This window comes from Xanthomonas massiliensis (genome assembly GCF_900018785.1).
Classification (GTDB): Bacteria; Pseudomonadota; Gammaproteobacteria; order Xanthomonadales; family Xanthomonadaceae; genus Xanthomonas_B; species Xanthomonas_B massiliensis.
Window position 1 is genome coordinate 319,137 of sequence record NZ_FCOY01000005.1, and the last position, 24,007, is coordinate 343,143.

Below are 24,007 nucleotides of genomic sequence, written 5' to 3' on the forward strand. Positions count from 1 at the left end.
TCCCTTCATGGCAGGGCGCCTGCCTGGGCGGTGCCGATGGGCGACTGCATGCGGACCATGGCCGACGCCTCGATCGGCAACCGGCCGCTGAGCCGGTCGAGCAGCGAGCCTTCCGCGGTATCGGGCTTGAGATAGCCGGAACGACCACCCAGGACCAGGCCAACGAAGGGCACGACCAGCGGGCTGTCGTACACCACCCGGACCTTCAGGATGTTGGCGTCCTGGACATTGACCGCCCCCTTGATGGCGGTGCTGCGGTAGGCCAGGTTGTCGTTGGGCAGGACGTACTGGTACTTGCCGTCGTGGTACTGCTTCTCCTTGAAGCTGTTCCAGGCGGCCCGGGTGGGACTGACGATCTCGATCCTGCCATGCAGCAGGAGATCGGCCCGGGCACGCACGTAGGCGGCCTGGAGCTCGGTCATTCCGGTCTTGTGAGCGTACAGCGGCATCATGCCCTTGGCGAAGGCCGCATCCATCTCCGCCTTCTTCAGGCCGCTGGTGGCGCCGGCGCGTGCGGCCATCAGCGCGGCGTAATCCAGGGTCGCCTTGGTACGGTAAAGCAGTACCGCCTGGATCACCGCCAGGATGAGGAAAAACAGCACCGGGGCCACCACCAGCAACTCCACCAGGGACTGCCCGCGCATGGCGCGGACAGGGAAAGCGCGCGGCCCACATCGGGTTGTCTGCATCATCCGCGACCTCCGGCGGGGGGCGACGGCAGCGGCCGCCATGTCCATCGTTCGCCCAGCCGCGGCTGCAGGATCGCCAGCGCGCCGGCATGGAATTCGACGGTGGTCCGGGCGCCGGGCTGGGCGGCAGCACGCCAGGGGCGTACGTTCTCGCGCCAGCCGAGCACCCGCTGCGCGCGGTCCAGGAAGACGATGTCCAGTGGATAACGCATCCAGAACGTGTGGACGCTGGCGCAGGGCTGGATCAGCAGCGCCTGCGAACCGTCGGCGGGCAATGGCGCGCGCCCGAGCAGGCCACGCAACCGCGTCCACCAGCGGTCCGCGTTCCATGCCAGCGCGATGGCAGGCGCCGCGTCGCGTTCGATCGTCCCGGCTTTCACAGCAGGCCCTCCTCGATCATCTTCAGATAGATGAAGTAGCCGATGAAGATGAAGATCAGCGGGAAGAAGAACATGACCAGGGGCGCCATCATCTTTACTGGCGCCTCCAGCGCAAGCTTCTCCGCGCGCAGGAAGCGCTCCTCGCGGCGCTGGTTGGCCTGCGCGCGCAGCGTGGCGCTCAGGCTCGCGCCGACCTTGTCCGCCTGGATGATGGCGCTGGTGAAGTTGTTGATCTGGCCGATGTTCATGCGCTCGGCCATGCGCTTGAGCGCCTCGGCGCGTGGCAGGCCGGCGCGGATGTCGCGCAGCATGCGCGAAAACTCCTGCGAGAGCGGCCCGGGCGGACCCTTGGCTACCGATTGCTCGATGCCGCCGGTGACATTCAGGCCGGCTTCCACCGACATGGTGAGGAAGTCCAGGTAGATGGGCAGGTCGCGTATCACCGACTTCACCCGCGTCTTGCGTCGCTCGCTCAGCCACAGGCTCGGATACAGCCAGCCCAGCAGGCCGCCGAATACCAGGCACAGCGCGAAGCTGCCCACGTCCAGCCGGCCCAGCATCAGCAGGCACAGCGAGAAGAACAGCACGGCGACGATCGCGCTGGCCGCACGCAGGCCGTAGAACTCCTCCGGGGTCAGCGTGTAGTCCTGGCCGGCCGCCTGGAGCTGGCGATGGGTGACCTCCAGCTGCGTCACGCTCAGCCGCGGGGCGATGTTGCGCGTGAGTACGGTGACCAGCGGCCACATCAGCTGCATCAGGCGTGGCAGCGGGTCGTAGTAGGTACGGTCCTCCAGTTCCACTTCGCGGATCGCGCCGCGGGTGCCCACGACCGCCAGCACCACCGCGGCGGCCACCAGTATCCCCACGAGTACGAGCATCCAGGTCATACGTCGATCGTCATGATCTTCTTGCACAGGCGATAACCCAGGTATTCCATCACCGCGCAGACGCCGATGACCATCCAGCCGTGCCAGCTGTGGAACATCGGTTGCATGGTGCTGGGATACATGAGCACGAGATAGCCCACCAGGAACACCGGCAGCGCCGCCATCACGATGCCCTGGAGCTTGCCCTGCGACGTCAGTGCCTTGACCTTCTTCTCCATGATCAGGCGCCGGCGCAAAGTCTCCGACAGCGTTGCCAGCGTTTCGGCCAGGTTGCCGCCCACCTCGCGCGAGATGTTCACGGCCGAAACGAACAGCTCGGCATCCACGATCGGCACGCGCTGCGCGAAATGTTCCATGGCCTCTTCGGCACGCACGCCCAGGTGCTGTTCGCGCAGCACCAGTGCCAGCTCCTGGGCCAGCGGCGGCTGGCCGTCGGCGACCAGCACCTCCATGGCCGGGGCGAAACCCACGCCGGCGCGCAGGCTGCTGGAGAGCATCTGCAGTGTCTCCGGCAGCTGCTCCTGGATCTTCTCCAGGCGCCGCCGCCGCAGCCACAGGTAGATCTTGCGCGGTGCGAAGAACAGCACGATCACCGCCGGTACCGCGAGCAGCAGGCTGCCGGTGGCCAGCAGGATGGCCACCGGCACCACCAGCAGCACCGCCACGTTGAACCAGAACAGCTGGGTGGTATCCATGAACAGGAACATGTCAGCCAGGTTCAACCTGGCCTGGTGCATGAAGTTCTCGCGGTAACGCGCCATGAAGGCCTCGCTGGAGCGCGCCGCGATCCAGGTCACGATGCCTGCGAAGACGAATACCAGCAGTGCCACCAGCCAGATCAGCATCACAGTCCTCCGCCCGCATTGCGGAAGATGCCCAGGTCCACCGCCACGCCGCGTTCGGCCAGCGACTCGTAGAACTCGGGCACCGCGCCGGTGGCGATGAAGTTGCCTGCGACCTTGCCGTCCTGGCCGTGGTAGGTGGTCGGCTTGAACAGGAAGATGTCCTGCATCTGGATCGTGCCGCTCTCGATGCCGGTGATCTCGGTGATGTGGCTGACCTTGCGCGAACCGCAGGGGTAGCGGCGCTGGTGCACGATGAGGTTGATCGCCGAGGCGATCTGCTCGCGCACCACGACCATGGGCAGCTCCATCCCGGCCATCATCACCATCACCTCCAGGCGCGAGAGGGTCTCGCGTGGATTGTTGGCGTGGGCGGTGGTGAGCGAGCCTTCGTGGCCGGTGTTCATCGCCTGCAGCATGTCCAGCGCCTCGCCGCCACGGCATTCGCCGACCACGATCCGGTCCGGGCGCATGCGCAGCGAATTCTTCACCAGGTCGCGGATGGTGATCTGGCCCTTGCCTTCCATGTTGGCCGGGCGCGCTTCCAGCGACACCAGGTTGGGCTGGACCAGGCGCAGCTCGGCGGCATCCTCGATCGTCACCACGCGCTCGCCGTCGGGAATGAAGTTCGAAAGGATGTTGAGCAGGGTGGTCTTGCCCGATCCGGTGCCCCCGGACACGACGATGTTGCGTCGCTCCCGCACGGCGACGGTGAGGAATTCGAGCATCGCCTCGTTGATCGTGCCGAACTTGAGCAGGTCTTCGCCGAGCAGGCGCCGGGTGGCGAACTTGCGGATGCTGATGCTGGGCCCGCGCAGCGCGATCGGCGGGATGACCGCGTTGACGCGCGAGCCGTCCTTCAGGCGTGCATCGACCAGGGGCGAGCTTTCATCGATGCGGCGGCCCAGCGGGGTGACGATGCGTTCGATGGCGGCCAGGCAGGCGCGCTCGTTGGAGAAGGTCACGTCCGAGCGTTCGATCCGGCCTTGCCGTTCGATGAAGATGTCGTCGTGCGAGTTCACCATGATCTCGGTGACGGTGGGGTCGGAGATCAGGTCCTCCAGCGGCCCGAGCCCGACCGCCTCGTCGAGCACCTGCTTGGCCAGCCGGCGTGGATTGATGCCCTTGGGTAGGTCGCGGAATTCGCGCTCCATGATGTCGCGGATGAGATTGGCCACGGTCTCGCGCAGCGCCTGATCGTCCATGCTGCGCACGTCCATGCGGCGCAGGTCCATCTGCCGCACCAGCGCCAGGTGCAACTTGTGGCGCCAGGCCACGATGTCTGGCGCGTTGGCGACCGGCTGCGGAACGGCCGCGGCCGGCGGCGCGTCGGCCGCGACGGCCGTCGTGGCGGCAGCGGCCCCGGTGGCGGCCCCGGAAGAGGGCGCTGACGTTGCACGCGGCACCGCGTCCTCGCCCGTGATCCTCAGGAAGTAGCTGCCGATCCGGATCTCGTCCTCGCCGCTGATCGGCCCGCGCCTGGCGGTGACGACCTTGCCGTTGAGCAGGATCGGCTCCTTGCCGCCCAGGGACAGGATGTAGACGCCGTCGTCCTCGCGGGTCAGGTTGGCGTGCCTGCTGGCGATGGTCCAGCCCTGCAGCACGACCAGGTTGGCATCGCCGCGGCCGATGCCGCATTCGCGGTGCAGGCAACGTACCTGGCGGGGCTGGCGGCCTTGTGTCTGGATCTCTACGGTAAACATCGGCGGCAGTGCGTATCCGGAAATTACTGCACGAGGGTGTTCTGGCGCGGGCTGATGTCCGACCCCATGGAGCGGATCATCTCGCCGCTGCGGTCCAGCTCGCGCAGGTTCTCCGGGGAGGTGGGCGAAACCACGTGCGGAGTCACGAAGATGACCAGTTCGGTCTTGTTGCCGCGGAAGCCGTCGGAGCGGAACAGCTTGCCGAGGATCGGGATATCGCCAAGGATGGGCAGCTTGTCCACCGATTTGGAGGCCTCGCGGTCGAGCAGCCCGGAGATCACGATGGTTTCTCCGGCCTTGACGTTGATCTCCGTGTCCGCGCGCCGGGTCAGGAAGCCCGGCACGCCCTGCACCGACACCGACGGGTCCACGCGGCTGACCTCGGTCATGATCGAGGTGGACACCTCGTTGTTGGTGTTGACCGAAGGACTGATGTTGAGGCGGATGCCGTATTCCTTGTACTCGATCTGGGTCTGGCCGAAGCCGGCGGGAATGGGAATGGGCACCTCGCCCCCCACCAGGAACGAGGCACTGCTGCCGCTCTTGGCGCTCAGCTTGGGCTCGGCCAGCACCCAGGCCTTGCCGCGGCTCATCAGCAGGTTGATCTGCGAGGCGATGGTGCTGGCGATGCCGAAATAACCCTGGGCATGGCTGAACCGCGTCGGCAGGTTGTCCTTGACGTCGTCGAAGGTCTGGTTGCCCTCCGGCAGCACCCGGAAGTAATTGTTGCCGCGCCAGTCGCGGATCAGGCCGCCGGACGGGCCGGCGATCGTGCTGTCCCAGCGGATGCCCAGGTCCTCGACCGCATTCTTGTTGAACTCCATGATGGTGACATCCATCATCACCATGGGTTTCATTTCGACCGGATTGTTGCCGACGAAATTGAGGATCTGCGGATAGACCTTCTGCAATGCCTCCAGCTTGGTGCGCGTGGCCAGGTCCATCTCCTTGCCGGTGACGACGATGTGGGAGCCGATCGTCCTGATCTGCATCCCCGGGACGTCGCCGATCACCTGGCGGACGGTTTCGGCGGCGGCATCGGACCGCTCGCCGGCGACGTTCACCGCGACATCGCGCTGGCTGCCGTCGTGCATCCACAGGTGGATATTGGTTTCGCCCGGCTTGCTGCCGATGAGCACGACCTCGCTCTTGCCCACGGTGAAGACATTGACGATCTCCCCGTCGCCCACCGCGACCCGGCGCAATGAGGTCGGCATGCGGCGCACGATGGCCTCGCCGGCATGCAGGGCAAGCCGCGCCGGCATCAGCGGTGCCACCGAACGCTGGTTGTCGCCCGGCAATGCGACACCTCCGCCGGTGCTCGGATTGATTTCCTGGATCTGCGCCGTGGCCGCGGCAGCCGGTTGCGCCGCCCGCTCGGTCGGGCGCGGTTCCTGGTCAGCGGCATCGGCCGCGGAGGTGACCTGCCCGGAACGGGCCAGCGCCGCGGCGACGTCCGGTGGCAGCGCTCCGCCCGCAGGTGCCCGCGAGTCGGCCCGTACCGTGGTCGGCACGAGCGCCCCCGCCAGCACCATGCCCAGCACGCACGTGATCGCAATGCCGCGGTATGCAGGACCGCAGCCGGATACATCCTTCATCGTCAACCCCTTGCCCCAATAATGAATTCGACGCCGCTGGCGCCCCCGCCCTGCGGGTGGTCTCCGCCCAGCGACTGCATCAGCTGGCGTTCGGAAAGGCCGTTGGCCGCGCCGGGCGAGCGGTCCCCGACTTCGCGCAGGAGCACGCGCAGCGCACCCACCTTGGCCGCGATCGCCAGGCGCCTGGCCTGGTACTGGTCCAGTTCGAGGGTGACCGAGGAGAAGCCTTCGTTGGCCGGGGTATCGCCCTCGTCCGGCGACGGCAGGCGCTCGCCGATGCGGTTGCCCGTGGCCAGTACCTTGACCTGCTGCAGCAGCGGCAGGACCTCGGCGCCTGCCTGCGTGCCGGGGCCACTGTCGGCGGCGGCATCCTTGAGGAACAGGATGTCGATCAGGTCGCCGGGTGCCAGCATCCCGGAGATCGAATTGTTCTCGTCCACGCTCAGCGTATAGGCCACCTTGCCCTGGGGGATCAGCCGCGAGAACTGGTCGTACAGGGGAACGAGCGTGCTGGCACTGAGCGGCGCGCCACGGCGGATCGGGGCGCGGAGCATGCGCCCTTCGTATTGTTCGTGGTTGCCGGGGGTCACCGCATCGGCGGGCACCAACTCCTCGGGCACGGTGCGCACGGCCAGGTCCCCGGGCTGGATGATGGTGCCCCGCTCCATGTCCTTCAGCGGCACGGCGACTTCCAGCATGGGGCGGTCGTCGCGGGTCTTCTCCGCTACCGTCGTGCGCACGTAGCTGACGGCGACCAGCGCGGCCAGCGCCGCCATGGCAACGGCGATGACGATGTACAGGACGTTCTTGCTCAGTTTCGGTTTCTGCATGGAGCGTGCCGGTGGAGGGTCGGGGGGAATCAGCTGACGGGGAGATCCGAAGCCGAAATGGCGTAGACGAATGCCGCATAGGCGTCCTTCAGTGCCTGGACGAGCTCGGTCACCACGTCGGGCTTGGCGATGAGGACCAGCACCAGGGCGATCAGCACCACCGCGTACTCGATGGTGGCCTGGCCGCCTTGCGCGCGCGTCGGGATGACCTGCCTGCGGATCATTCGATCACCGCCACGACCGCGGTCTCGCCTTTGCTGCGGGACGTGATGACGGTGACGCGCCTGCCCTTGGCGTCGTAGCGCGATACGCACCTGCTGCTGGATGCCGCGCAGGCCTGCGCGGCGGTGTCCCGCGTGTACCCCTGGCCCGCCAGCCGGCGCTGGTAGAACTGGTCGTTCTGGAACGGGGAGTAGCGGTTGCTCATGCCCAGGGTCCGCACGCGTGCGGGCAGGTCCATGTACACCACATCCTGGTCCACGCGGGTACCGGGGAGCTTGTCGAAGCCCTGCCCGAGCGTCTTCGGGCGTGCCGGCGCATCGGGCATCTGCAGGATTCCGACCTGCGCCCGCACCGACTGTGGCTGTTGCGACAGGTCGACGGTGACGTAGAAGCGCCTGTCGATCAGGTGGCCCAGTACCATGCGCCCGTTGCCGAGCGGCGTGACGGCCATCGTCTCCGGCCATTGCGCGCGGTAGAACGCCACCACCTCGTCCATCGACGCGGCGACGGTGAAGCGGCTGGCGCGCATGTCCAGCCCGTTGTAGACCATGTGGTCGCTGACCCGTTCGCCGCGTGCCGCGGCCGGCACCGGCACGGACGGCCAGTCGATGGCCTGCGCCGACGATGCCGCCAGTACGAGGCAGGCCAGGGCCCACGCCCGGCCAGGAGGATGCGTGCACCCATGCGTCATGGCGTGGCCGGATCCTTGGCCAGGCGATCGGCCGGCACGATGTCCGGCTCCAGGTGTCCCGGGTCGAGCTGGGACAGTTCGCCGACGATCGGCAGCACCGCGCCCATCGGTTCCAGCGCATCGAACACGCCGCCCAGCCCGAGGTCGGACAGGAAGCCCGCGGGCGCGAGCGCCTTCATCGTGTCCTGCACCCTGCGCTCGCCGTCGCGACTGCCGGAGGCGTTCCACGCATCGGCCAGCAGGGACTGCCGGCGCGTCTGCACCAGGTCCAGGGAATCCAGGGGTGCGAGATAGGTGTTCGGGCTGCCGTTGGCCTGGGCGATGGTGTTGTAGCGCATGGTCACTTCCGAGGTGACGTAGCGATTCGCATTGACCTTCAGCGCGAAGGTGGCCAGACGGGTGTAGCCGGGCGAGGCATGCTCGACCGGCTTGGCCACCGTGACGCCGTCGCGATCGAGCAGCGTCCGGCCCGAGAAGGTGCCGAGCATCGGATCGCCGAACTTGCGCGAGGCGGACGCCGTGGGCGTGGTCCGGATGATCGCGTCGGCAGTGGCGAAGTTCCGATCCAGCACGCGTTTGCGCAGCTGGCCCGCATCGGGCAGGTGGTAGCTGGGTGCAACGGTCGCTTCCCAGGCCGCATCGCGTGCGGCCTGCTGCGCGACGATGGTGGCGTGGCCGTATTTGGCCACCAAGGGAATCAGGAGGAACAGCGGTATCAGGACCGCGCAACATATCGCCAGTTCGACCAGGGCCTGGCCGCACTGCGCAGAACTGCCGGTCATGGAGGGGGGCGGTCGCACGTCGGCTCCCGGTCAGTTGCCGCGAGGCTTCGCGGGCTCGGGAGGCAGCGGTCCCTTGCCGATGGTGAAGGCCTGCAGCATCAGCTTGCAGCCATTGCCGGCCAGCGGGTTGCCCTCCAGCGGGATGGCCGAAAAATAGCTGCCGGCGCTGTCCACCGCGCAGCCGGCCACATCGAGGGGACCATCGCCAAACCCCCACTCCGTACCACCGGACCAGATGCACACTTCCTGGTCCTGCTTCTGCCAGCGCTTGCAGGCCTGTCCGCGCACCTGGCCCGTTCCCAGATAGCGCCAGCCGCCTTCGTCATGCTCCGGCGGGGTCGCCTCTGTCGGCAGGAACATGCCATCGGCCGGATCGGTGGATCCGTCGGCCTCGTCCTGGTGTGCCACGAGCCTGGCGGCACAGCCGGCTGGACCGGCCGACGCACTGTCCTGCTCGAACTCCCAGCGGGTCTGGCGCACGTGCTGGTGCCGGTCGTCGATCCGGATGTCCACCTGGCCGTGGCCCAGCTTGTCGACCTCGTCCGGGGCGAGTTCGCGGGTGGGGAATCCCGCCTGCCTGCAGCTGTCGATGTAGGTCGCATAGGCCTCGCGAACGCGGTTGCTGCCGCCATCCAGGCGCTCCCAGGACAAGGTCGCGCTTATCGCCGGCAGCGGGCGATGAGGGGCATCGCCCCCGGAAGTGGCATCGGAGCTGGCGTTGCAGGCCGCCATCAGCAGGCAGCAGGCCAGCATGGACAAGCAACGGTGGGAGCATGGGAGGTTCAAGGTTCAAGGCACCATCAATGCAAGCCGGTCCTGGTCCGGCGTCTGGACGAGGCGCGCCTGCCAATAGGGAGCAAACAGGCTGCCCATTTCGAATTTGTCGTCGTCCTGCTTGCCCCACACGCTGCGCCGGAACAGGTCATAGCTCTTGTGGGGGCGGTTGAAGTACACCTGCGCACTGGCGACGGCGCGGATCTGTCCCTTGCGCGCTTCGTCCTGCAGTCGCATGTCGTCAGAGCCCATCCCCAGCATCGTGCTGGTGTGCACCTTGCCGATGTCGTTGCCCACTTCCACGGTGTAGATCGGGCCGGCCCGGGTTCCATCGGGCGTGCGCGAGTATTCGCTGCGGACGTCGTAGTACGCCGGCGACAAACCGTGCCTGTAGCCGGTGAAATAGGCCTCGTTGCGCTTGAATCCCATTTCGGTGCCGGCAGGATCGCCGTCGACCATTTTTCCGGCCAGGCGCCGGCTGTTGATGCCGTTGTAGGCCTTGTAGGTCTTGTTGTCGTAGGGCGACTTCCAGCCGCGGTTGCCATTGATGCCGGGGAAGAAACTGGGCCTGCGTCCTTCCACCGCCTGGGTGCCCCCCCAGCCGATCGGGAACTTGATCACCCCGAATTCGAACTGGAAGGTATCCACGGCCGCCCAGCGGTCGTAATCGACCAGATCGGTGCCGCCGTTGCTCTTCAGGAACAGGAAACCGCTCTTGCGCTCGCGGGTGAACTTGTCGCGCGAGGCCATCACCACGTTGCGATAGCGCTCGCCGCCTTCGTTGGTCCTGCCGCTGGCGCCGTTGCGCCTGCCCGGGGTGTACAGCTGCAGCTGATCGTTGGCTGCGGCCAGGTTCTTCACCAGCACCGCGCGCCCGCCGAGTGTCAGGCTGGCGTCGGGGGCGTTGTCCTGGACGACCTTGTTGGCCATCAGCGAGATGTTGGTGATGCTCAGCGCATCGCTCAGCGCCGCCTGGGCAGCGCCGGCGTAGATGAAGTCCATTCCGTCCAGGCCGGTGATCGCACCGTTGAACCCGGGAATGACGAGGGCCCGCCTGACTTGTGTGAGGACGTTGTTCAACTGGTCCATGACCTGGCCGACCTGCAGCAATACCTCGCCGATCCCCAGCCAGGAGGTCAGGATGCCCACCACTTTCATGAGCTTCTCGAAGTGTTCGGAGGTGGAGTGCACCATGGTCAGCCAGGAATTGAGGCTGACCATCTGCGCGATGGTCACTTCGTTGGCCACGCGCGCACGATTGAGATAGGCCGCCAGGTTGCGCGCGCGCGCCTGTTCGATGGCGATGCTGTAGGCAGCCGCATCGGCGGCATGGGTCAGCTCGACCTTCTTGGAAACGACCTGCTCCGTATTGAACGTCACCAGCAGGCCCACGCAGAGCACCACCAGGAACACCAGCACCAGCGGTAACGCCTGTCCCTGCTGGACGGTACGCGCTGGCGGCCGGGCAGATGGAAACACTGGCAGCTCCTCGGTGGTCGCTGGGGGTATCGACGCGACGGCATGGGCCGGCGTTGCCGGGCCGTCGCCGTTTCGATGGGTTCCGGGGCGGTCCGCCGTTCCTCACCCGTTGGGGGATCAAAGGAAAGCGGGCCTTGGTATCTGGCGATCCTTCGCCGTGCTCGATCCTTCCGGAAGCGATGGATCAGTCGCCGTTGCCGTCGGCGTAGCTGCCCATCTTCTTGTCCTGGTTGGCCAGGCTGGCGGCCTGGTTGGAGGCCTGCTGGGCTTTCTGGATCTGCGACTTGCCGCCCTTGCCGCTGATTTCCTGGGCGATGCCGGCGGTCTGGTTGCGGACGGTCTTGCCGAAATACGAGTACACCCCAATCGCGGCGACCGCGATGAGGGCCACGATGATGATGTACTCGGTCATGCCCTGGCCGTGCTGCTTCTTGAAGCCGAAACGCCGGAAATGGTTCTTCATGAGGTGGATCTCCTGGGTTGCTGCCCGATCCTTGCAGCGCGGTCGGTCGTGCTGGATCGGACCTGGACCGGGGCGAGGTTGACTGCAGGAATGGAACGATGCGTGTCTGCATTCCGGCTTTCTTGAAGATTGCCGATATGTCAGGCGAGCCGAAGCTAGCAGTCGGAAAATGACCAAACAACGCCGTGGACGCGTTTTTTTGACGTTGTGTGTCGAATTGTGTCCGCCGTCACTTCGGGTGTGTGACCCCGTGACTCATGGTGTCGATCATGTGTCGTTTCCATGACGCGGCCTCGCACTTGCATTCGTCTGCCTGGGACAACAGCACGCATGCATCGAAGGTCGGCAGACAAACCGCGTAGATGCCTGCCATGCGCGCGGCATGCTTCGGCCGGTCGTGAGCACGATCACGATTGCGAGGCAAGGGTCATGCCTTGCAATGGGGAGTGGCTGGGGGACGGCCAGGCAAGCCGCCTGCATGAAGACGGATGGCGGCGCGACCAGGGCAGGGGCGGGTCGGATGCCCGCGACCGGTTTGAGCCACGACTGGTGGCCCCGGCTCCTGTTCGCGTCCGGGGCGTCGCCAGGGGCGACGCGAAGGTCCGGATGGGCGCGCGCGGATATTGCCCGCGTGCTCGCGAATGCACGTCTCCGGGCGGTCGTGTGCCAAGCGGACTTGGCAGCCCGCTGTGGCCCCGGGGGGGCCTCCCCCCGGGGACTTCAAGTCATTCCGCCAACTGCGCGCTCGCGGTCTTGCAGGATCCAGGGTCGGGCTTGCCGCCTCCCATCAGTACCAGAGGTGTCATGCTGTCTACACCCTGCTTGAAGCCGGATTCGAACTTGGCCGCATAGTCCGGACTGGGATCCATGCCGCGGCCCTTGGCGAGATTGCGGCGCTTGTAGGCCTCCAGTTGGGCCTGGGAAGCGCCGCAGGCCTTGGCCGTCGCATACGTCATGCCGACCACGCTGCCCCAGTCGGTGCCCGAGTAGGTCTGCCCCGGCGTCGATGCGCCTGCCGGCGTTGCCACGGCCAATGCCAGGCAGACACCGATCCACGATCGCCACCCGATTTTTCCTGTCTTCATCGAACGCTCCCTTGGTTCCGCCGCGCACGGCCAGTGGCCCAAGCGTATCCGAGGATGACAAGCGCGGTCGGGCTGGCGCGGGGAGACCGGCGGTATGCGGCGGCCGGTTGCGGCATGCCCGGCTCTCGTCGCGCGCGATCGAAGGGCCTCCAGTCCCGTCGCGCGGCGGCGACCGGTCCTCAGCTGCGCAGGCCGATGCCGCGCCGGAGCAGCCACACCGCGAACAGCGACAGCACCACGACGAAGCCGATCATCAGCGCGTAGGCGACCCACAGTGGCACGTCGGACTGGCCGAGCAGGCCGTAGCGGAACGCGTTGACCATGTAGAAGATCGGGTTGGCGTGGGTCAGCGCCTGCGCCCAGCCGGGCAGCAGCTTGACCGAATAGAACACGCCGCCCAGGTAGGTCAGCGGGGTCAGGATGAAGGTCGGCACGATCGCCACGTCGTCGAACTTGCGGGCGTAGACCGCGTTGACGAAGCCGGCCAGCGAGAAGATCGTCGCGCCCAGCAGCACCGTGGTCACGGTCACCAGCGGGTGCGGCATGCGCACCGGGGTGAAGAACATGGCGATCACCAGGACGATGACCCCGACCATCAGCCCGCGCATCACCGCGCCGGCCACGTAGCCCCAGAGGATGACCGCGTTGGGCGCGGGGCTGACCAGCAGTTCCTCGACGTGGCGGCCGAACTTGGCGCCGAAGAACGAGGAGGAGATGTTGCCGTAGCTGTTCTGGATCACGCTCATCATCACCAGGCCGGGGACGATGAACTGCATGTACGAGAACCCGTCCATGGTGCCCACGCGCGAGCCGATCAGGTTGCCGAAGATCAGGAAGTACAGGGTCATGGTGATCGCCGGCGGCACCAGGGTCTGGCCCCAGATGCGCAGGATGCGCTGCACCTCGCGGCGCACGATGGTGACGAAGGCGATCCAGTTGCGGCGGTCGATGGAGGGGGCGGCGGTGCTCATGCGGCCTGCTCCATCTTGTCGGTGGTCAGGCGCACGAACAATTCCTCCAGGCGGTTGCTGCGCGGGCGCATCGAGCGCACGTGGATGCCGGCGCCGCTCAGCGCGGTGAACACGCGGTTGAGGTCCATCGCCCGCGGCATGTCCAGCGCCAGGGTCTGCGGGTCGGTGGCGTCGAGGCGCGCTCCCTCGATCAGCGGCAGCTGCGCCGGCAGGGTGCCGTCGATGTCGAGCACGAAGCTCTCCGTGTCCAGCTTGGCCAGCAGCTGGCGCATCGGGCCCTGCTCGATGATGCGGCCGTGGTTGATGATCGCCAGGTGCCGGCACAGGCTCTCGGCTTCTTCCAGGTAGTGCGTGGTCAGGATGATGGTGGTGCCGGCGGCGTTGATCTCGCGCAGGGCATGCCACATGTCGCGGCGGATCTCGATGTCCACCCCGGCGGTGGGCTCGTCCAGGATCAGCAGGCGCGGGGCGGTCATCATCGCGCGGGCGATCATCAGCCGGCGCTTCATGCCGCCGGAGAGCGTGCGGCTCATCATCTGCGCCTTGTCCCACAGGTGGGCGCGGCGCAGTTCCTGCTCGGCGCGCGGCTCGGCCACCTCGCGCGGGATCCCATAGAAGCCGGCGTAGTTGACCAGGATGTCGTAGGGCTTCTCGAACAGGTTGAAGTTGATTTCCTGCGGCACCAGGCCGATCAGGCGCATGGCCGCGCCGCGCTGGTGCAGCAGGTCGGTGCCGAACACCGACACCTCGCCGGAGCTGGCGTTGACCAGCGAGGAGACGATGCCGATCAGCGTGGACTTGCCGGCGCCGTTGGGGCCGAGCAGGGCGAAGAAGTCTCCGGGCGCCACGTCCAGGTCGATGCCGCGCAGTGCCTGCACGCCGTTGTCGTAGGTCTTGCGCAGGTCGCGCACGTGCAGCGCCGGGGCGCCGGAAGCGGGTAGGGCGGTCAAGTCGGTGATCCTTGGCGGATGCCGGAATGTGGGGGCCGATTATAGGTGCCCCTGCCTTGCTCTCCGGGCAACGCAGCGTTTGCGGATCAGGTCGTGGCCGCGTCGAGGCGGCGGTAGCCGATGGCCTCGGTCAGGTGCGGGGTGGCGATGCGGGCTTCCCCTTCCAGGTCGGCGATGCTGCGCGCCACACGCAGGATGCGGTGCATCGAGCGTGCCGACAGTCGCAGGTGCTCGATGGCCCGCTCGAGCAGGGCCTGGTCGCCGGCGGCCAGGCGGCAGTCGCGTTCGGTCTGGTGCTGGGACAGGCGCGCATTGGACGTGCCGGCCCGCTCCAGCTGGCGCCGGCGCGCGGCCTCCACGCGCTGGCGCACGCTTCGCGAATCCTCGCCGCCGGGCTGGTCGGGGCGCAGTTCGTGCGGGGCCAGGCGTGGCACCTCCACGTGCAGGTCGATGCGTTCCATCAGCGGGCCGGAGATGCGTGCGCGGTAGCGGCGCACGCTGTCGGGGCTGCAGCGGCAGCGCCCGGACGGATCGCCGGCCCAGCCGCAGGGACACGGGTTCATCGCCGCCACCAGCTGGAACCGCGCCGGGAACTCGACGCTGCGCGCCGCGCGCGAGACGGTGACCGTGCCCGACTCCAGCGGTTCGCGCAGCACTTCCAGCGCGTGCCGGTTCCATTCCGGGAGCTCGTCCAGGAACAGCACCCCGTTGTGCGCCAGCGAGATCTCCCCGGGGCGCGGATGGCCGCCGCCGCCGACCAGGGCGACCGCGCTGGCGGTGTGGTGCGGGGCGCGATAGGGGCGCTGGCGCCAGCGCGACGGATCCAGTCCGTGGCCGCTGACCGAGGCGATGGCGGCCGATTCCAGGGCCTCCTCCTCGTCCGCCTCGGGCAGGATGCCGGGCAGTCGCGAGGCCAGCAGCGTCTTGCCGCAGCCGGGGCTGCCCACGAACAGCAGGTGGTGGCCGCCCGCCGCGGCCACTTCCAGGGCGCGCCGGGCCTGGGCCTGGCCGCGCACGTCGGCCAGGTCGGGGTACGGGCGGGGCTGCATCGGCGGTGCCTCGGCCCGCCGCGGTGCGGCGGCACCGGCCAGGGCGCCGCACACCTCCAGCAGGGTGCGGGCCGCATAGGCGTCAACCTCGCGTGCCAGCGCCGCCTCGGCGCCGTTGCCGGCCGGCACCAGCAGGCGGCGACCGGCCTTGCCGGCGGCGATGGCGGCGGGCAGCGCCCCGTCCACCGCGCGCAGTTCGCCGGTCAGCGCCAGCTCGCCCAGGAATTCCCAGCCGTCCAGCGCCTGCCGGTCGATCTGCCCGCTGGCGGCGAGGATGCCCAGCGCGATCGGCAGGTCGAAGCGCCCGCCCTCCTTGGGCAGGTCGGCCGGTGCCAGGTTGATGGTGATGCGCCGCGCCGGGAACTCGAACTGCGCGCACAGCAGCGCCGCGCGCACGCGGTCGCGCGATTCGCGCACGGCCGCTTCGGGCAGGCCGACGATCTGGGTGGAGGGCAGGCCGCCGGACAGGTGTACTTCCACCCGCACTGCGGGCGCATGCACGCCGGCGCGGGCGCGGCTGTGGACCAGCGCCAGGCTCATGGCAACGAGGAGGGTTAGGCCTGGGGGGCGGCCGGGCCGGCCTGCCGGGCTTCGAGCCCGGCGACCTTCGCTTCCAGCGCGTCCAGCTTCTCGCGGGTGCGCAGCAGCACCGCGCGCTGGACTTCGAATTCCTCGCGCGTGACCAGGTCCAGCTTGGCCAGGCCGGCCTGCAGGGCGCCCTTGAACGCGGTTTCCATCTCCTCGCGCGATTCGCGCAGGCCGGGCGGCACCAGCTCGCCGAGGCGGCGGGCGAGGGCGTCGATCTGGTTGAGGTCGATCATCGGGCTGGCTCCGCGGAAGGGACTTGCAGACTGGGCGCAGGTCCGGGTCTGGAGCATCGGCCGCGCGTGGATGGGACAGTAAGGATAATCCGAATCGCGCCTGCCCGGCATGAGCTCATGCCGCAGCGCGTCACTGCGCGGCCACCGGTCGGCGCTATCCTCGCCACCCCGTTCCGAAGCCGTCGATGCCGTTCCGATGAAGCTGATCACCGCGATCGTCAAGCCGTTCCGGCTCGACGAAGTGCGCGAGGCACTGGCCGCGCAGGGCGTCACCGGTATCACCGTGACCGAGGTCAAGGGCTTCGGCCGGCAGAAGGGCCACACCGAGCTGTACCGCGGTGCCGAGTACGTCGTCGATTTCCTGCCCAAGGCCAGGATCGAGGCGGCCGTGCCGGACGAGCGGGTGGAGGCCGCCATCGAGGCGATCGTGGCCGCCGCCCGTACCGGCAAGGTCGGCGACGGCAAGATCTTCGTGCAGTCGCTGGGTTCGGTGCTGCGCATCCGCACCGGCGAGCTGGGGGCCGATGCGCTGTGACGGTGCGGCGCGGGCCTAGCCGGCGCGCTTGAAGCGCCGGTAGACGCGCTTCCAGCCCCCGCGCAGGCGCCGGATCCAGGCCGGCTCGGCCACCGCGGCGCGCTGTGCCTCGCTCGGCGCCACGCCCAGCAGGCGCTGGCGCAGCTTGAGCAGGTTGGCCTGGTCGCCGCGGCGCAGCTGGCGGGCGATGAAGCTCTCGCGCAGCCAGCGCGGCGCCTGCCAGGCGGCGGTGAAGTCGATCAGCACCGGCACGCCGGCGCTGATCAGCACGTTGGTGCCGTGCAGGTCGTTGTGGGTGATCCCGGCCGCATGCAGGCGCTGCAGGGCGTACTGCAGCTGGTCGAAGACCTCGCGGCCCACCTGGTGAGCGCATTCGCTCAGGGTCTGGCCGTGCACGTACTCCATGCCGAGCGCCAGGCTGCCCAGGGTGCCGAGCAGGGCGGGCGCGTGGCGCCAGCCGTTCAGCCGCCGCAGCATGCGGGCCTCGCGCCGTACCAGCAGGCGTGCGGGCAGCGACAGCGGGGTATGGCGGTAGCGGGTGTAGTCCTTGACCACCGCGGGCCGGCCGTCCAGGCAGGTCTGGTACACGTCCGGCTCGAGCAGGCGGCGGCCGCGCTTGAGCAGCTTGGTCCGGGCGGGGTCGCAGGCGACCGGCTCGGGAGCGAGAAGGCAGGAGGGCAGGAGTTCTTTCATGGTGGTTCGCCGGTGCGCGGGCGCGCACCCGGAGATGGGCGTCGATTCAATTGAACCCTATGGTTCATTAATTGAATTCTAACGCCGCTCCGACACTTCTCCCACGGCCATGATGGCCAGGGAGGTGGACGAACTGTTCCACCCGTGCGGCGAACGGCGCCGGCCGCCCGCCGCGGATCGGTGGCTTATTCGCCCAGGGCCTGGGCGACGAACGGCGGTGCGACCAGTACGCCGGTGTGCAGGTGGGCGGTGTAGTACCCGGTGTCGAAGGGCTTGGCCTGCGCGTCGGCCTCGCGGAAGCCGAACCCGAAGCCCGCGGGCTTGGCGGCCACGGTCACGCTCCACCAGCCGGTGGGATAGCACGGCTGCGGGAACGGCAGGGTCCGGAACGACTGGAAGCCGGCCTTGCCCATCTCCGCGCGCATGTCCTTGATGAGGTCCAGCAGCGCCAGCGGCGACTCGGACTGCTGCACCAGCAGGCCATCGTCCTTGAGCGCGCGGAAGCAGCTCTCGAAGAACGCCTGGTTGAACAGGCCCTCGGCCGGGCCGATCGGGTCGGTGGAATCGACGATCACCACGTCCACGCTGCGCGGCTCGCAATTGGCCATGTAGGCCACGCCGTCGTCGAACAGCAGCTCCGCGCGCGGGTCGGCATTGGATTCGCACAGCTCGGGGAAATGCTTCTCGGCCATGCGCGTGACCTGCTCGTCGATGTCGCACTGGGTCACCGAGGCCACTTCCGGGTGCTTGAGCACCTCGCGCAGGGTGCCGCAGTCGCCGCCGCCGATGATCACCACGCGCTTGGGCGCCGGATGGGTGAACAGCACCGGGTGGGCGATCATCTCGTGGTAGAAGAAGTTGTCGCGGGTGGTCAGCATCATCGCCCCGTCGATCACCATCAGCTTGCCCCAGTCGGTGGACTGGTAGATCTCGATCTTCTGGAACGGCGACTGCACCTCGTCCAGCTTGGCGGTGGTGCGGAAGCCGATGGCCGAGCCGGTGGGGTCGAAATGCTCGATGAACCAGGTGTCGCTGCTGCTCATGGGGAATCCTTGCTGGACGATGGCGGCCACCGCCGGCGGCGATGGCGAGGGTGTGGAGGGGCGGCGGGCCGGCCGTCGGGCAGGTGCCCCCGCGGCGCCGGGAACGGCGGGCCGCGGGCCGGGCGCCGCGCGGGCGCGGATTGTAACGGACCCCGCGCGGGCCGGGCGTTACAATCGCCGCCCTTTTCCCGCTATCGAGTCCGCCCGAAATGAGCCAGTGGTCCGCCGGCCAGGCCCGCAAGACCTATTCCATCCCGCACTGGGCGGACGGATTCTTCGACGTGGATGCGGCCGGGCGCGTCGTGGTGAAGCCGCAGGGCGAGGCGGGCGTGCAGGTGCCGCTGCCGGAGGTGGTCGACGCCGCCCGCGCCGCCGGCGCCCGGCTGCCCATGCTGGTGCGCTTCCCGGACATCCTGGGCCAGCGCCTGGGCAAGCTGCAGGCGGCGTTCGCCCAGGCCCAGGCCGACTGGGACTATCCCGGCGGCTACACATCGGTCTATCCGATCAAGGTCAACCAGCAGCGCTCGGTGGCGGCCACGCTGGCCGCGCACGACGGCGAGGGCTTCGGCCTGGAGGCCGGCAGCAAGCCCGAACTGATGGCGGTGCTGGCGCTGAGCCGGCCGGGCGGGCTGATCGTGTGCAACGGCTACAAGGACCGCGAGTACATCCGCCTGGCGCTGATCGGGCGCAAGCTCGGCCTGCAGACCTTCATCGTCATCGAGAAGCCCTCCGAACTGAAGCTGGTGCTGGAGGAGTCGCAGGCGCTGGGCGTCAAGCCGGGCCTGGGCGTGCGCATGCGCCTGGCCTCGCTGGGCGCCGGCAAGTGGCAGAACAGCGGCGGCGACAAGGCCAAGTTCGGGCTCTCGCCGCGGCAGCTGCTGGACCTGTGGAAGCAGATCCGCGACACCGAGTTCGCCGACACCCTGAACCTGCTGCACTTCCACATGGGCTCGCAGATCTCCAACGTGCGCGACATCGCCAACGGCATGCGCGAGGCGACCCGCTATTTCGTGGAACTGTCGCGGCTGGGCGCGCGGATCACCCACGTCGACGTCGGCGGCGGCCTGGGCGTGGACTACGAGGGCACCCGTTCGCGCAGCTACTGCTCGATCAATTACGGGCTGCAGGCCTACGCCAGCAACATCGTCCAGCCGCTGGCCAGCGCCTGCCAGGAGCATGGCCTGGCGCCGCCGCGGATCGTCACCGAATGCGGCCGTGCGCTGACCGCCCACCACGCCGTGCTGGTGGCCAACGTGGCCGAGGTCGAGACCGCGCCGGAGGGCCGCGTGCCCGAGGCCCACGACGACGAGCCGGCGGCCATCCGCCACCTGCGCGAGATCCACGAGGAACTGGACGTGCGCCCGGCGGTGGAGCTGTTCCAGGAGGCCCAGCACTTCCACGCCGAGGGCCTGAGCGCCTATGCACTGGGTCAGATCGACCTGGCCCAGCGCGCGCGCATCGACGACCTGTTCTACGCCATCGCCCACGGCGTGCGTGCGCGCCTGAGCCCCGAGGAGAAGAGCCACCGGCCGATCCTGGACGAGCTCAACGAGCGCCTGGTGGACAAGTACTTCGTCAACTTCAGCGTGTTCGAGTCGATCCCGGACGTGTGGGCGATCGACCAGGTGTTCCCGATCGTGCCGATCGAACGGCTCGACGAACGCCCGACCCGGCGCGGCGTGGTCTGCGACATGACCTGCGACTCCGACGGCATGGTCAAGAGCTACGTCGAGAACGAGAGCCTGGACAGCTCGCTGCCGCTGCACGAGTTGAAGCGCGGCGAGAGCTACCGCATCGGCTTCTTCCTGGTCGGTGCCTACCAGGAGATCCTCGGCGATATCCACAACCTGTTCGGCGACACCGACGCGGTCGAGGTGCGGGCCGAGGGCGACGGCTACCGCATCGCCCAGCAGCGCCGCGGCGACACCACCGAGGTGATGCTGGACTACGTGGGCTACCGCCTGGACGCGCTGCGCGCGATCTACGCCGAGCGCATCGCCGCCGCGCGGCTGCCGGCCGACGAGGCCCGGCGCCTGGGTACCGAGCTGGAGGCCGGCCTGACCGGCTACACCTACCTGTCCGACGAGCCGCTGGGCTGAGCCGGCGCCCGCGCCGGGCCGCGTGGCGGTCCGGCGCGGAACCGCCGGGGCACTGGCGGCACTGTTGTCGGGTCGTGCCGTCCATCTCCTTGAGGGTGCCTGGCCCGGCGAGCAGGTGGCGGCCGCGTCGTGCATCCGCGGCGCCGACATGGACAGCAGGACATGACTTCGCTGGGTTGTACAGTCGCTGGCTTGTTACGATGTAACGGAATCCTGCCACTCCTCCATCCGCATGCCCCCACTCTCCGCTGCCGCCCCCCGTCAGCGCCTGCCCTCGATCGACCTACTGCGCGGCGGCGTGATGCTGCTGATGCTGCTCGACCACGTACGCGAGACGTTCTACCTGCAGCACCAGGTGTCCGATCCAATGGACGTGACCCAGGTATCGCCGGCGCTGTACGCGTGCCGGATGCTGGCGCACCTGTGCGCCCCGGTGTTCGTGGGGCTGACCGGGCTGTCGGCCTGGCTCTACGGCCAGAACCGCGACGATCCGCGCAGGGCGGCCTCGGCGTTCCTGTTCAAGCGCGGGCTGTTCCTGGTGGCGCTGGAGCTGACCCTGGTCAATTTCGCCTGGACCTTCCAGTTCCCGCCTTCGGTGGTCTACCTGCAGGTGATCTGGGCGATCGGCCTGAGCATGATCGCGCTGGCCGGACTGCTGTGGCTGCCGCGCGCGGCGCTGGTGGCGGTGGGCCTGCTGCTGGTGGCCGGGCACAACCTGTTCGACCCGCTGCAGGCATCCGGCACCGGGCCGCTGGCGGTGCTGTGGAAGGTGCTGCACCAGCGCGACTGGATCGTGCTCGGCGACGGGCTGCGGCTGCGCACGTCCTATCCGCTGCTGCCGTGGATCGGCGTGATCGCCCTGGGCTATGCCGCCGGGCCCTGGTACGGGCGGGCAACGGATGCCGCCGCGCGCCGGCGCCTGCTGCTCGGTACGGGTCTGGCGCTGCTGGCCGGGTTCTTCGCGCTGCGCCTGTGGAACGGCTATGGCGATACCCCGTGGCAGTCGTTCGGCGATCCGCGGCACGCGCTGATGAGCTTCTTCAACGTCACCAAGTACCCGCCGTCGCTGTGTTTCCTGCTGCTGACCCTGGGCATCGGCCTGCTGCTGCTGCTGCGGTTGTTCGAATGGCCGGCGCTGTCCGCCCGGCTGGGCTGGATGGCGACCTTCGGCGCGGCGCCGATGTTCTTCTACCTGCTGCACCTGTACGTGCTCAAGGCGCTGTACCTCGTCGCGCTGGCCTGGCGGGGCGCCAACCAGGGGCAGGTGTTCGGTTTCGACCATGTCGCCTCGCTGTGGGCGGCGGCGGCGCTGCTGGCGCTGGCGTTGTATTGGCCGGTGCGCGCATTCGCGCGGTTCAAGGCGCGCCGTCGCGACCTGGCGTGGCTGCGCTATCTGTGAGCACGCCGCGCCGAGGCCCTTCGCATCGCGTTAGTGAGGGTTGGTCCGTTTCCGGGTATGCAGCGACGCTGCGGGAATGGCGGTCGCGATCGTGGCCTTGAGAGCCTTGACCACCACGCGAGCCCGCCTGCGGCGTCGCTCCGCACCGGAGCGGGCTGGATGAATCTTGCGGCAGGCGGGTCCGGCATACCGGCTCGTCCGCCCGCTACCGGCCGGGCCGGTGCCTGGCGAACGCGCCGGCACGGCCCGGCCGATGGTCGTCAGACCGGATCGCGGGCGACCTGGAACCCGGCGAATGATTGGCTCACCGGCATGATCTCCAGGCGATTGATGTTCAGGTGCGGCGGCAGGGTGGCCACGTAGTAGATCTGCTCGGCGATGTCCTCGGCGGTCATCGGGTGGGAGCCGGCGTACAGCTTGTCCGAGGCGGCGTGGTCGCCGCCGGTGCGCACCAGGGTGAATTCGGTCTCGGCCATGCCCGGCTCGATGCTGGTCACGCGCACCCCGGTGCCAGACAGGTCCGAGCGCAGGCCCAGCGAGAACTGCTTCACGAAGGCCTTGGTGCCGCCGTAGACGTTGCCGCCGGTGTACGGATAGGTGGAGGCGACCGAGCTCAGGTTGACGATGGCGCCCTTGCGCGCGATCAGCGTGGGCAGCAGCTTGCGGGTGATCGTGACCAGGGCGGTCACGTTGGTGTCGATCATCTGCCGCCATTGCGCCAGGTCGCAGTCCTGGGCGGGCCGGGTGCCCAGGGCCAGGCCGGCGTTGTTGACCAGCACGTCGATGTCGCGGAAGCCTTCAGGCAACTCGTCCAGCGCGGCCTGCATGGCATCGCTGTCGCGCATGTCGAACACGGCCGCGTGCACGCGCTCGGCGCCGAAGGCATCGACCAGCGGCGCCAGGCGCTCGGCGCGACGGCCGGTGGCGACGACCTTCCAGTCGGCGCCGGCGAAGCGGCGTACCGCGGCGGCGCCGAAGCCGGAGGTGGCGCCGGTGATGAGGACGGTCTTGGACATGGGCGGGGATCCCGTTGCGGAAGAACGGGAGATTCTCGCACCGGTGCCGCGGGCGTGGCCAACGCGGCCGCGGAGGACGCTGCCGTGGCGGGCGCGTCGGCGCCCGCATGCGCAACCCGATTACTGGGCGCGGATCGCGATGGCCGGCAGGCCGCTGTTCTCCAGCTTCTGCTTGGCGGCCGCCAGTTCGGTGGCGCTCGCGTAGGGCCCCATGCGCACGCGGTAGACGGTCTTGCCGCCGATATCCGCCGATTCCACCCGTGCGCTCAGGCCCAGCATGGCGATGCGGGCCTTGATGTTTTCTGCGTCGCTGGAACCGCCGAAGGATCCGGCCTGCAGCAGGTAATGGCCGTCGGGCACCGCGGTGGCCTTGGCGGCGGAAGCCGTCTGGGCAGCGGGTGCGGTCGGTGCCGCTGGCGGTGCGATGCTGCCGGCTTCCGGCCGGGGTGCCGGCGCGGCCGCGGCAGGCGTGGCCACGGGCGCCGGCAGCGGCCGTGCCGGTGTCGCGGAAGCCACCGTGGCCGTGTTCGCCGGCGAGGGAGCGGTTACCGGGGCGGGCAACGGCTGCGGGCCGGGATCGCGGCCTTCCAGCAGCGCCTTGGCGCGGGCCGCGTCCTGGGCCTGCTTGCGCGCGGTCTCGGCCTTGCTGGTGGCGGCGATCTCCGCGTCGGACATCTGCACTTCCTTGCCGGGCAGCAGGGTGTAGAAGTCGAACTGGGTATTGGCGCCGTCCGGCTTCTTGTCGGGCTCCGGCGGCTTGGCCGGCTCGCTGGCGGCATCCACGTCGGCATCGGCCACGGCGGCCGGCTGCGCGTCCGGATCGGGCCGCGGGCCGGCGCGCAGGAAGTCGCCCTTCTTGTGGAACAGGTCGGGGGCGGCCAGGAACACCACGGCCGCGATCGCCGCCCCGGCGACCAGCCATACCCAACCGGGCGTGCTCTGGCCACCGCCGGTGCGCCGTGCCTGGCTCTTGCCGCGTCTTGCTGCTGCCATCTACCGCTGTCTC

Annotated in this window: 25 protein-coding genes; 3 read left to right on the forward strand and 22 right to left on the reverse strand. The window is 68.7% G+C overall.

The window, feature by feature from the left end; translation table 11 throughout:
• Positions 1–5: 5 nt before the first annotated feature.
• The 18 genes from BN3794_RS03130 to ubiK all read right to left on the reverse strand — a co-directional run bounded on the left by BN3794_RS03130 (position 6) and on the right by ubiK (position 16,216).
• Complete coding sequence (locus tag BN3794_RS03130) at positions 6–644, reverse strand: TadE family protein (RefSeq protein WP_066093163.1); 639 nt, start codon at positions 642–644, stop codon at positions 6–8.
• Positions 645–688: 44 nt separating this feature from the next.
• Positions 689–1,069 carry a DUF192 domain-containing protein gene (locus BN3794_RS03135; protein WP_066093167.1) on the reverse strand — a complete coding sequence of 127 codons (381 nt, stop codon included), beginning with the start codon at positions 1,067–1,069 and terminating at the stop codon, positions 689–691.
• A complete protein-coding gene (locus BN3794_RS03140; RefSeq protein ID WP_066093170.1) occupies positions 1,066–1,956 on the reverse strand; it encodes a type II secretion system F family protein in 891 nt (296 codons plus the stop codon). The genes BN3794_RS03135 and BN3794_RS03140 overlap by 4 nt, the downstream gene beginning before the upstream one ends.
• Entirely contained in the window at positions 1,953–2,801 is an 849-nt protein-coding gene (locus BN3794_RS03145; protein WP_066093173.1) for a type II secretion system F family protein, read from the reverse strand. Before BN3794_RS03145 ends, BN3794_RS03140 begins: the two co-directional genes overlap by 4 nt.
• Positions 2,801–4,501, reverse strand: coding sequence for a TadA family conjugal transfer-associated ATPase (locus BN3794_RS03150; protein ID WP_187128030.1), 1,701 nt, complete (start codon positions 4,499–4,501; stop codon positions 2,801–2,803). Before BN3794_RS03150 ends, BN3794_RS03145 begins: the two co-directional genes overlap by 1 nt.
• Before the next feature lie 23 nt (positions 4,502–4,524).
• Positions 4,525–6,099, reverse strand: a complete 1,575-nt coding sequence (locus BN3794_RS03155; protein ID WP_236493168.1) for a type II and III secretion system protein family protein — start codon at positions 6,097–6,099, stop codon at positions 4,525–4,527.
• A gap of 2 nt (positions 6,100–6,101) precedes the next feature.
• Positions 6,102–6,929, reverse strand: a complete 828-nt coding sequence (gene cpaB, locus BN3794_RS03160) for a Flp pilus assembly protein CpaB (protein ID WP_066093176.1) — start codon at positions 6,927–6,929, stop codon at positions 6,102–6,104.
• A gap of 29 nt (positions 6,930–6,958) precedes the next feature.
• Positions 6,959–7,153: a hypothetical protein gene (locus BN3794_RS03165; RefSeq protein ID WP_066093179.1), complete on the reverse strand. Its 195-nt coding sequence runs from the start codon at positions 7,151–7,153 to the stop codon at positions 6,959–6,961.
• Positions 7,150–7,842: a hypothetical protein gene (locus BN3794_RS03170; RefSeq protein ID WP_066093182.1), complete on the reverse strand. Its 693-nt coding sequence runs from the start codon at positions 7,840–7,842 to the stop codon at positions 7,150–7,152. Before BN3794_RS03170 ends, BN3794_RS03165 begins: the two co-directional genes overlap by 4 nt.
• Positions 7,839–8,624 carry a TadE/TadG family type IV pilus assembly protein gene (locus BN3794_RS03175; RefSeq protein ID WP_066093186.1) on the reverse strand — a complete coding sequence of 262 codons (786 nt, stop codon included), beginning with the start codon at positions 8,622–8,624 and terminating at the stop codon, positions 7,839–7,841. Before BN3794_RS03175 ends, BN3794_RS03170 begins: the two co-directional genes overlap by 4 nt.
• 30 nt (positions 8,625–8,654) lie before the next feature.
• On the reverse strand, positions 8,655–9,275 hold the full coding sequence (locus BN3794_RS03180; RefSeq protein ID WP_147675632.1) for a hypothetical protein: 621 nt from the start codon (positions 9,273–9,275) through the stop codon (positions 8,655–8,657).
• A gap of 138 nt (positions 9,276–9,413) precedes the next feature.
• On the reverse strand, positions 9,414–10,877 hold the full coding sequence (locus BN3794_RS03185; protein WP_066093192.1) for a pilus assembly protein TadG-related protein: 1,464 nt from the start codon (positions 10,875–10,877) through the stop codon (positions 9,414–9,416).
• Positions 10,878–11,061: 184 nt separating this feature from the next.
• A complete protein-coding gene (locus tag BN3794_RS03190) occupies positions 11,062–11,340 on the reverse strand; it encodes a Flp family type IVb pilin (protein WP_066093195.1) in 279 nt (92 codons plus the stop codon).
• A 725-nt stretch (positions 11,341–12,065) separates the two neighbouring features.
• The gene (locus BN3794_RS03195; RefSeq protein WP_147675633.1) at positions 12,066–12,425 is read right to left on the reverse strand and encodes a hypothetical protein; all 360 of its coding nucleotides are present in this window, start codon (positions 12,423–12,425) and stop codon (positions 12,066–12,068) included.
• Between the two features lie 179 nt (positions 12,426–12,604).
• Complete coding sequence (locus BN3794_RS03200) at positions 12,605–13,396, reverse strand: ABC transporter permease (RefSeq protein ID WP_066093200.1); 792 nt, start codon at positions 13,394–13,396, stop codon at positions 12,605–12,607.
• Positions 13,393–14,346, reverse strand: coding sequence for an ABC transporter ATP-binding protein (locus BN3794_RS03205; protein WP_066093203.1), 954 nt, complete (start codon positions 14,344–14,346; stop codon positions 13,393–13,395). Before BN3794_RS03205 ends, BN3794_RS03200 begins: the two co-directional genes overlap by 4 nt.
• 86 nt (positions 14,347–14,432) lie before the next feature.
• On the reverse strand, positions 14,433–15,935 hold the full coding sequence (locus tag BN3794_RS03210) for a YifB family Mg chelatase-like AAA ATPase (protein WP_066093206.1): 1,503 nt from the start codon (positions 15,933–15,935) through the stop codon (positions 14,433–14,435).
• A gap of 14 nt (positions 15,936–15,949) precedes the next feature.
• Positions 15,950–16,216 (reverse strand): ubiquinone biosynthesis accessory factor UbiK, encoded by a 267-nt coding sequence (gene ubiK / locus BN3794_RS03215; RefSeq protein WP_066093209.1) that lies wholly within the window; start codon positions 16,214–16,216, stop codon positions 15,950–15,952.
• A 196-nt stretch (positions 16,217–16,412) separates the two neighbouring features.
• Here ubiK and BN3794_RS03220 point away from each other — a divergent pair, with 196 nt between their 5' ends.
• Positions 16,413–16,751, forward strand: coding sequence for a P-II family nitrogen regulator (locus BN3794_RS03220; protein WP_066093211.1), 339 nt, complete (start codon positions 16,413–16,415; stop codon positions 16,749–16,751).
• A gap of 15 nt (positions 16,752–16,766) precedes the next feature.
• On the opposite strand, the gene BN3794_RS03225 is transcribed toward BN3794_RS03220, so the two are convergent.
• Both BN3794_RS03225 and speE read right to left on the reverse strand, forming a co-directional pair.
• Entirely contained in the window at positions 16,767–17,444 is a 678-nt protein-coding gene (locus tag BN3794_RS03225) for an RIO1 family regulatory kinase/ATPase domain-containing protein (RefSeq protein ID WP_147675634.1), read from the reverse strand.
• A gap of 185 nt (positions 17,445–17,629) precedes the next feature.
• Positions 17,630–18,487 carry a polyamine aminopropyltransferase gene (speE, locus tag BN3794_RS03230; RefSeq protein ID WP_066093214.1) on the reverse strand — a complete coding sequence of 286 codons (858 nt, stop codon included), beginning with the start codon at positions 18,485–18,487 and terminating at the stop codon, positions 17,630–17,632.
• A gap of 209 nt (positions 18,488–18,696) precedes the next feature.
• Between speE and speA the strand changes: the two genes are divergently transcribed.
• Entirely contained in the window at positions 18,697–20,586 is a 1,890-nt protein-coding gene (gene speA, locus BN3794_RS03235) for an arginine decarboxylase (RefSeq protein WP_066093217.1), read from the forward strand.
• 232 nt (positions 20,587–20,818) lie between these two features.
• Positions 20,819–21,985 carry an acetyltransferase domain-containing protein gene (locus BN3794_RS03240; RefSeq protein ID WP_066093220.1) on the forward strand — a complete coding sequence of 389 codons (1,167 nt, stop codon included), beginning with the start codon at positions 20,819–20,821 and terminating at the stop codon, positions 21,983–21,985.
• 260 nt (positions 21,986–22,245) lie between these two features.
• On the opposite strand, the gene BN3794_RS03245 is transcribed toward BN3794_RS03240, so the two are convergent.
• Both BN3794_RS03245 and BN3794_RS03250 read right to left on the reverse strand, forming a co-directional pair.
• On the reverse strand, positions 22,246–23,001 hold the full coding sequence (locus BN3794_RS03245) for an SDR family NAD(P)-dependent oxidoreductase (RefSeq protein WP_066093222.1): 756 nt from the start codon (positions 22,999–23,001) through the stop codon (positions 22,246–22,248).
• Positions 23,002–23,121: 120 nt separating this feature from the next.
• Entirely contained in the window at positions 23,122–23,994 is an 873-nt protein-coding gene (locus BN3794_RS03250) for an SPOR domain-containing protein (protein WP_066093224.1), read from the reverse strand.
• Positions 23,995–24,007: the final 13 nt, after the last annotated feature.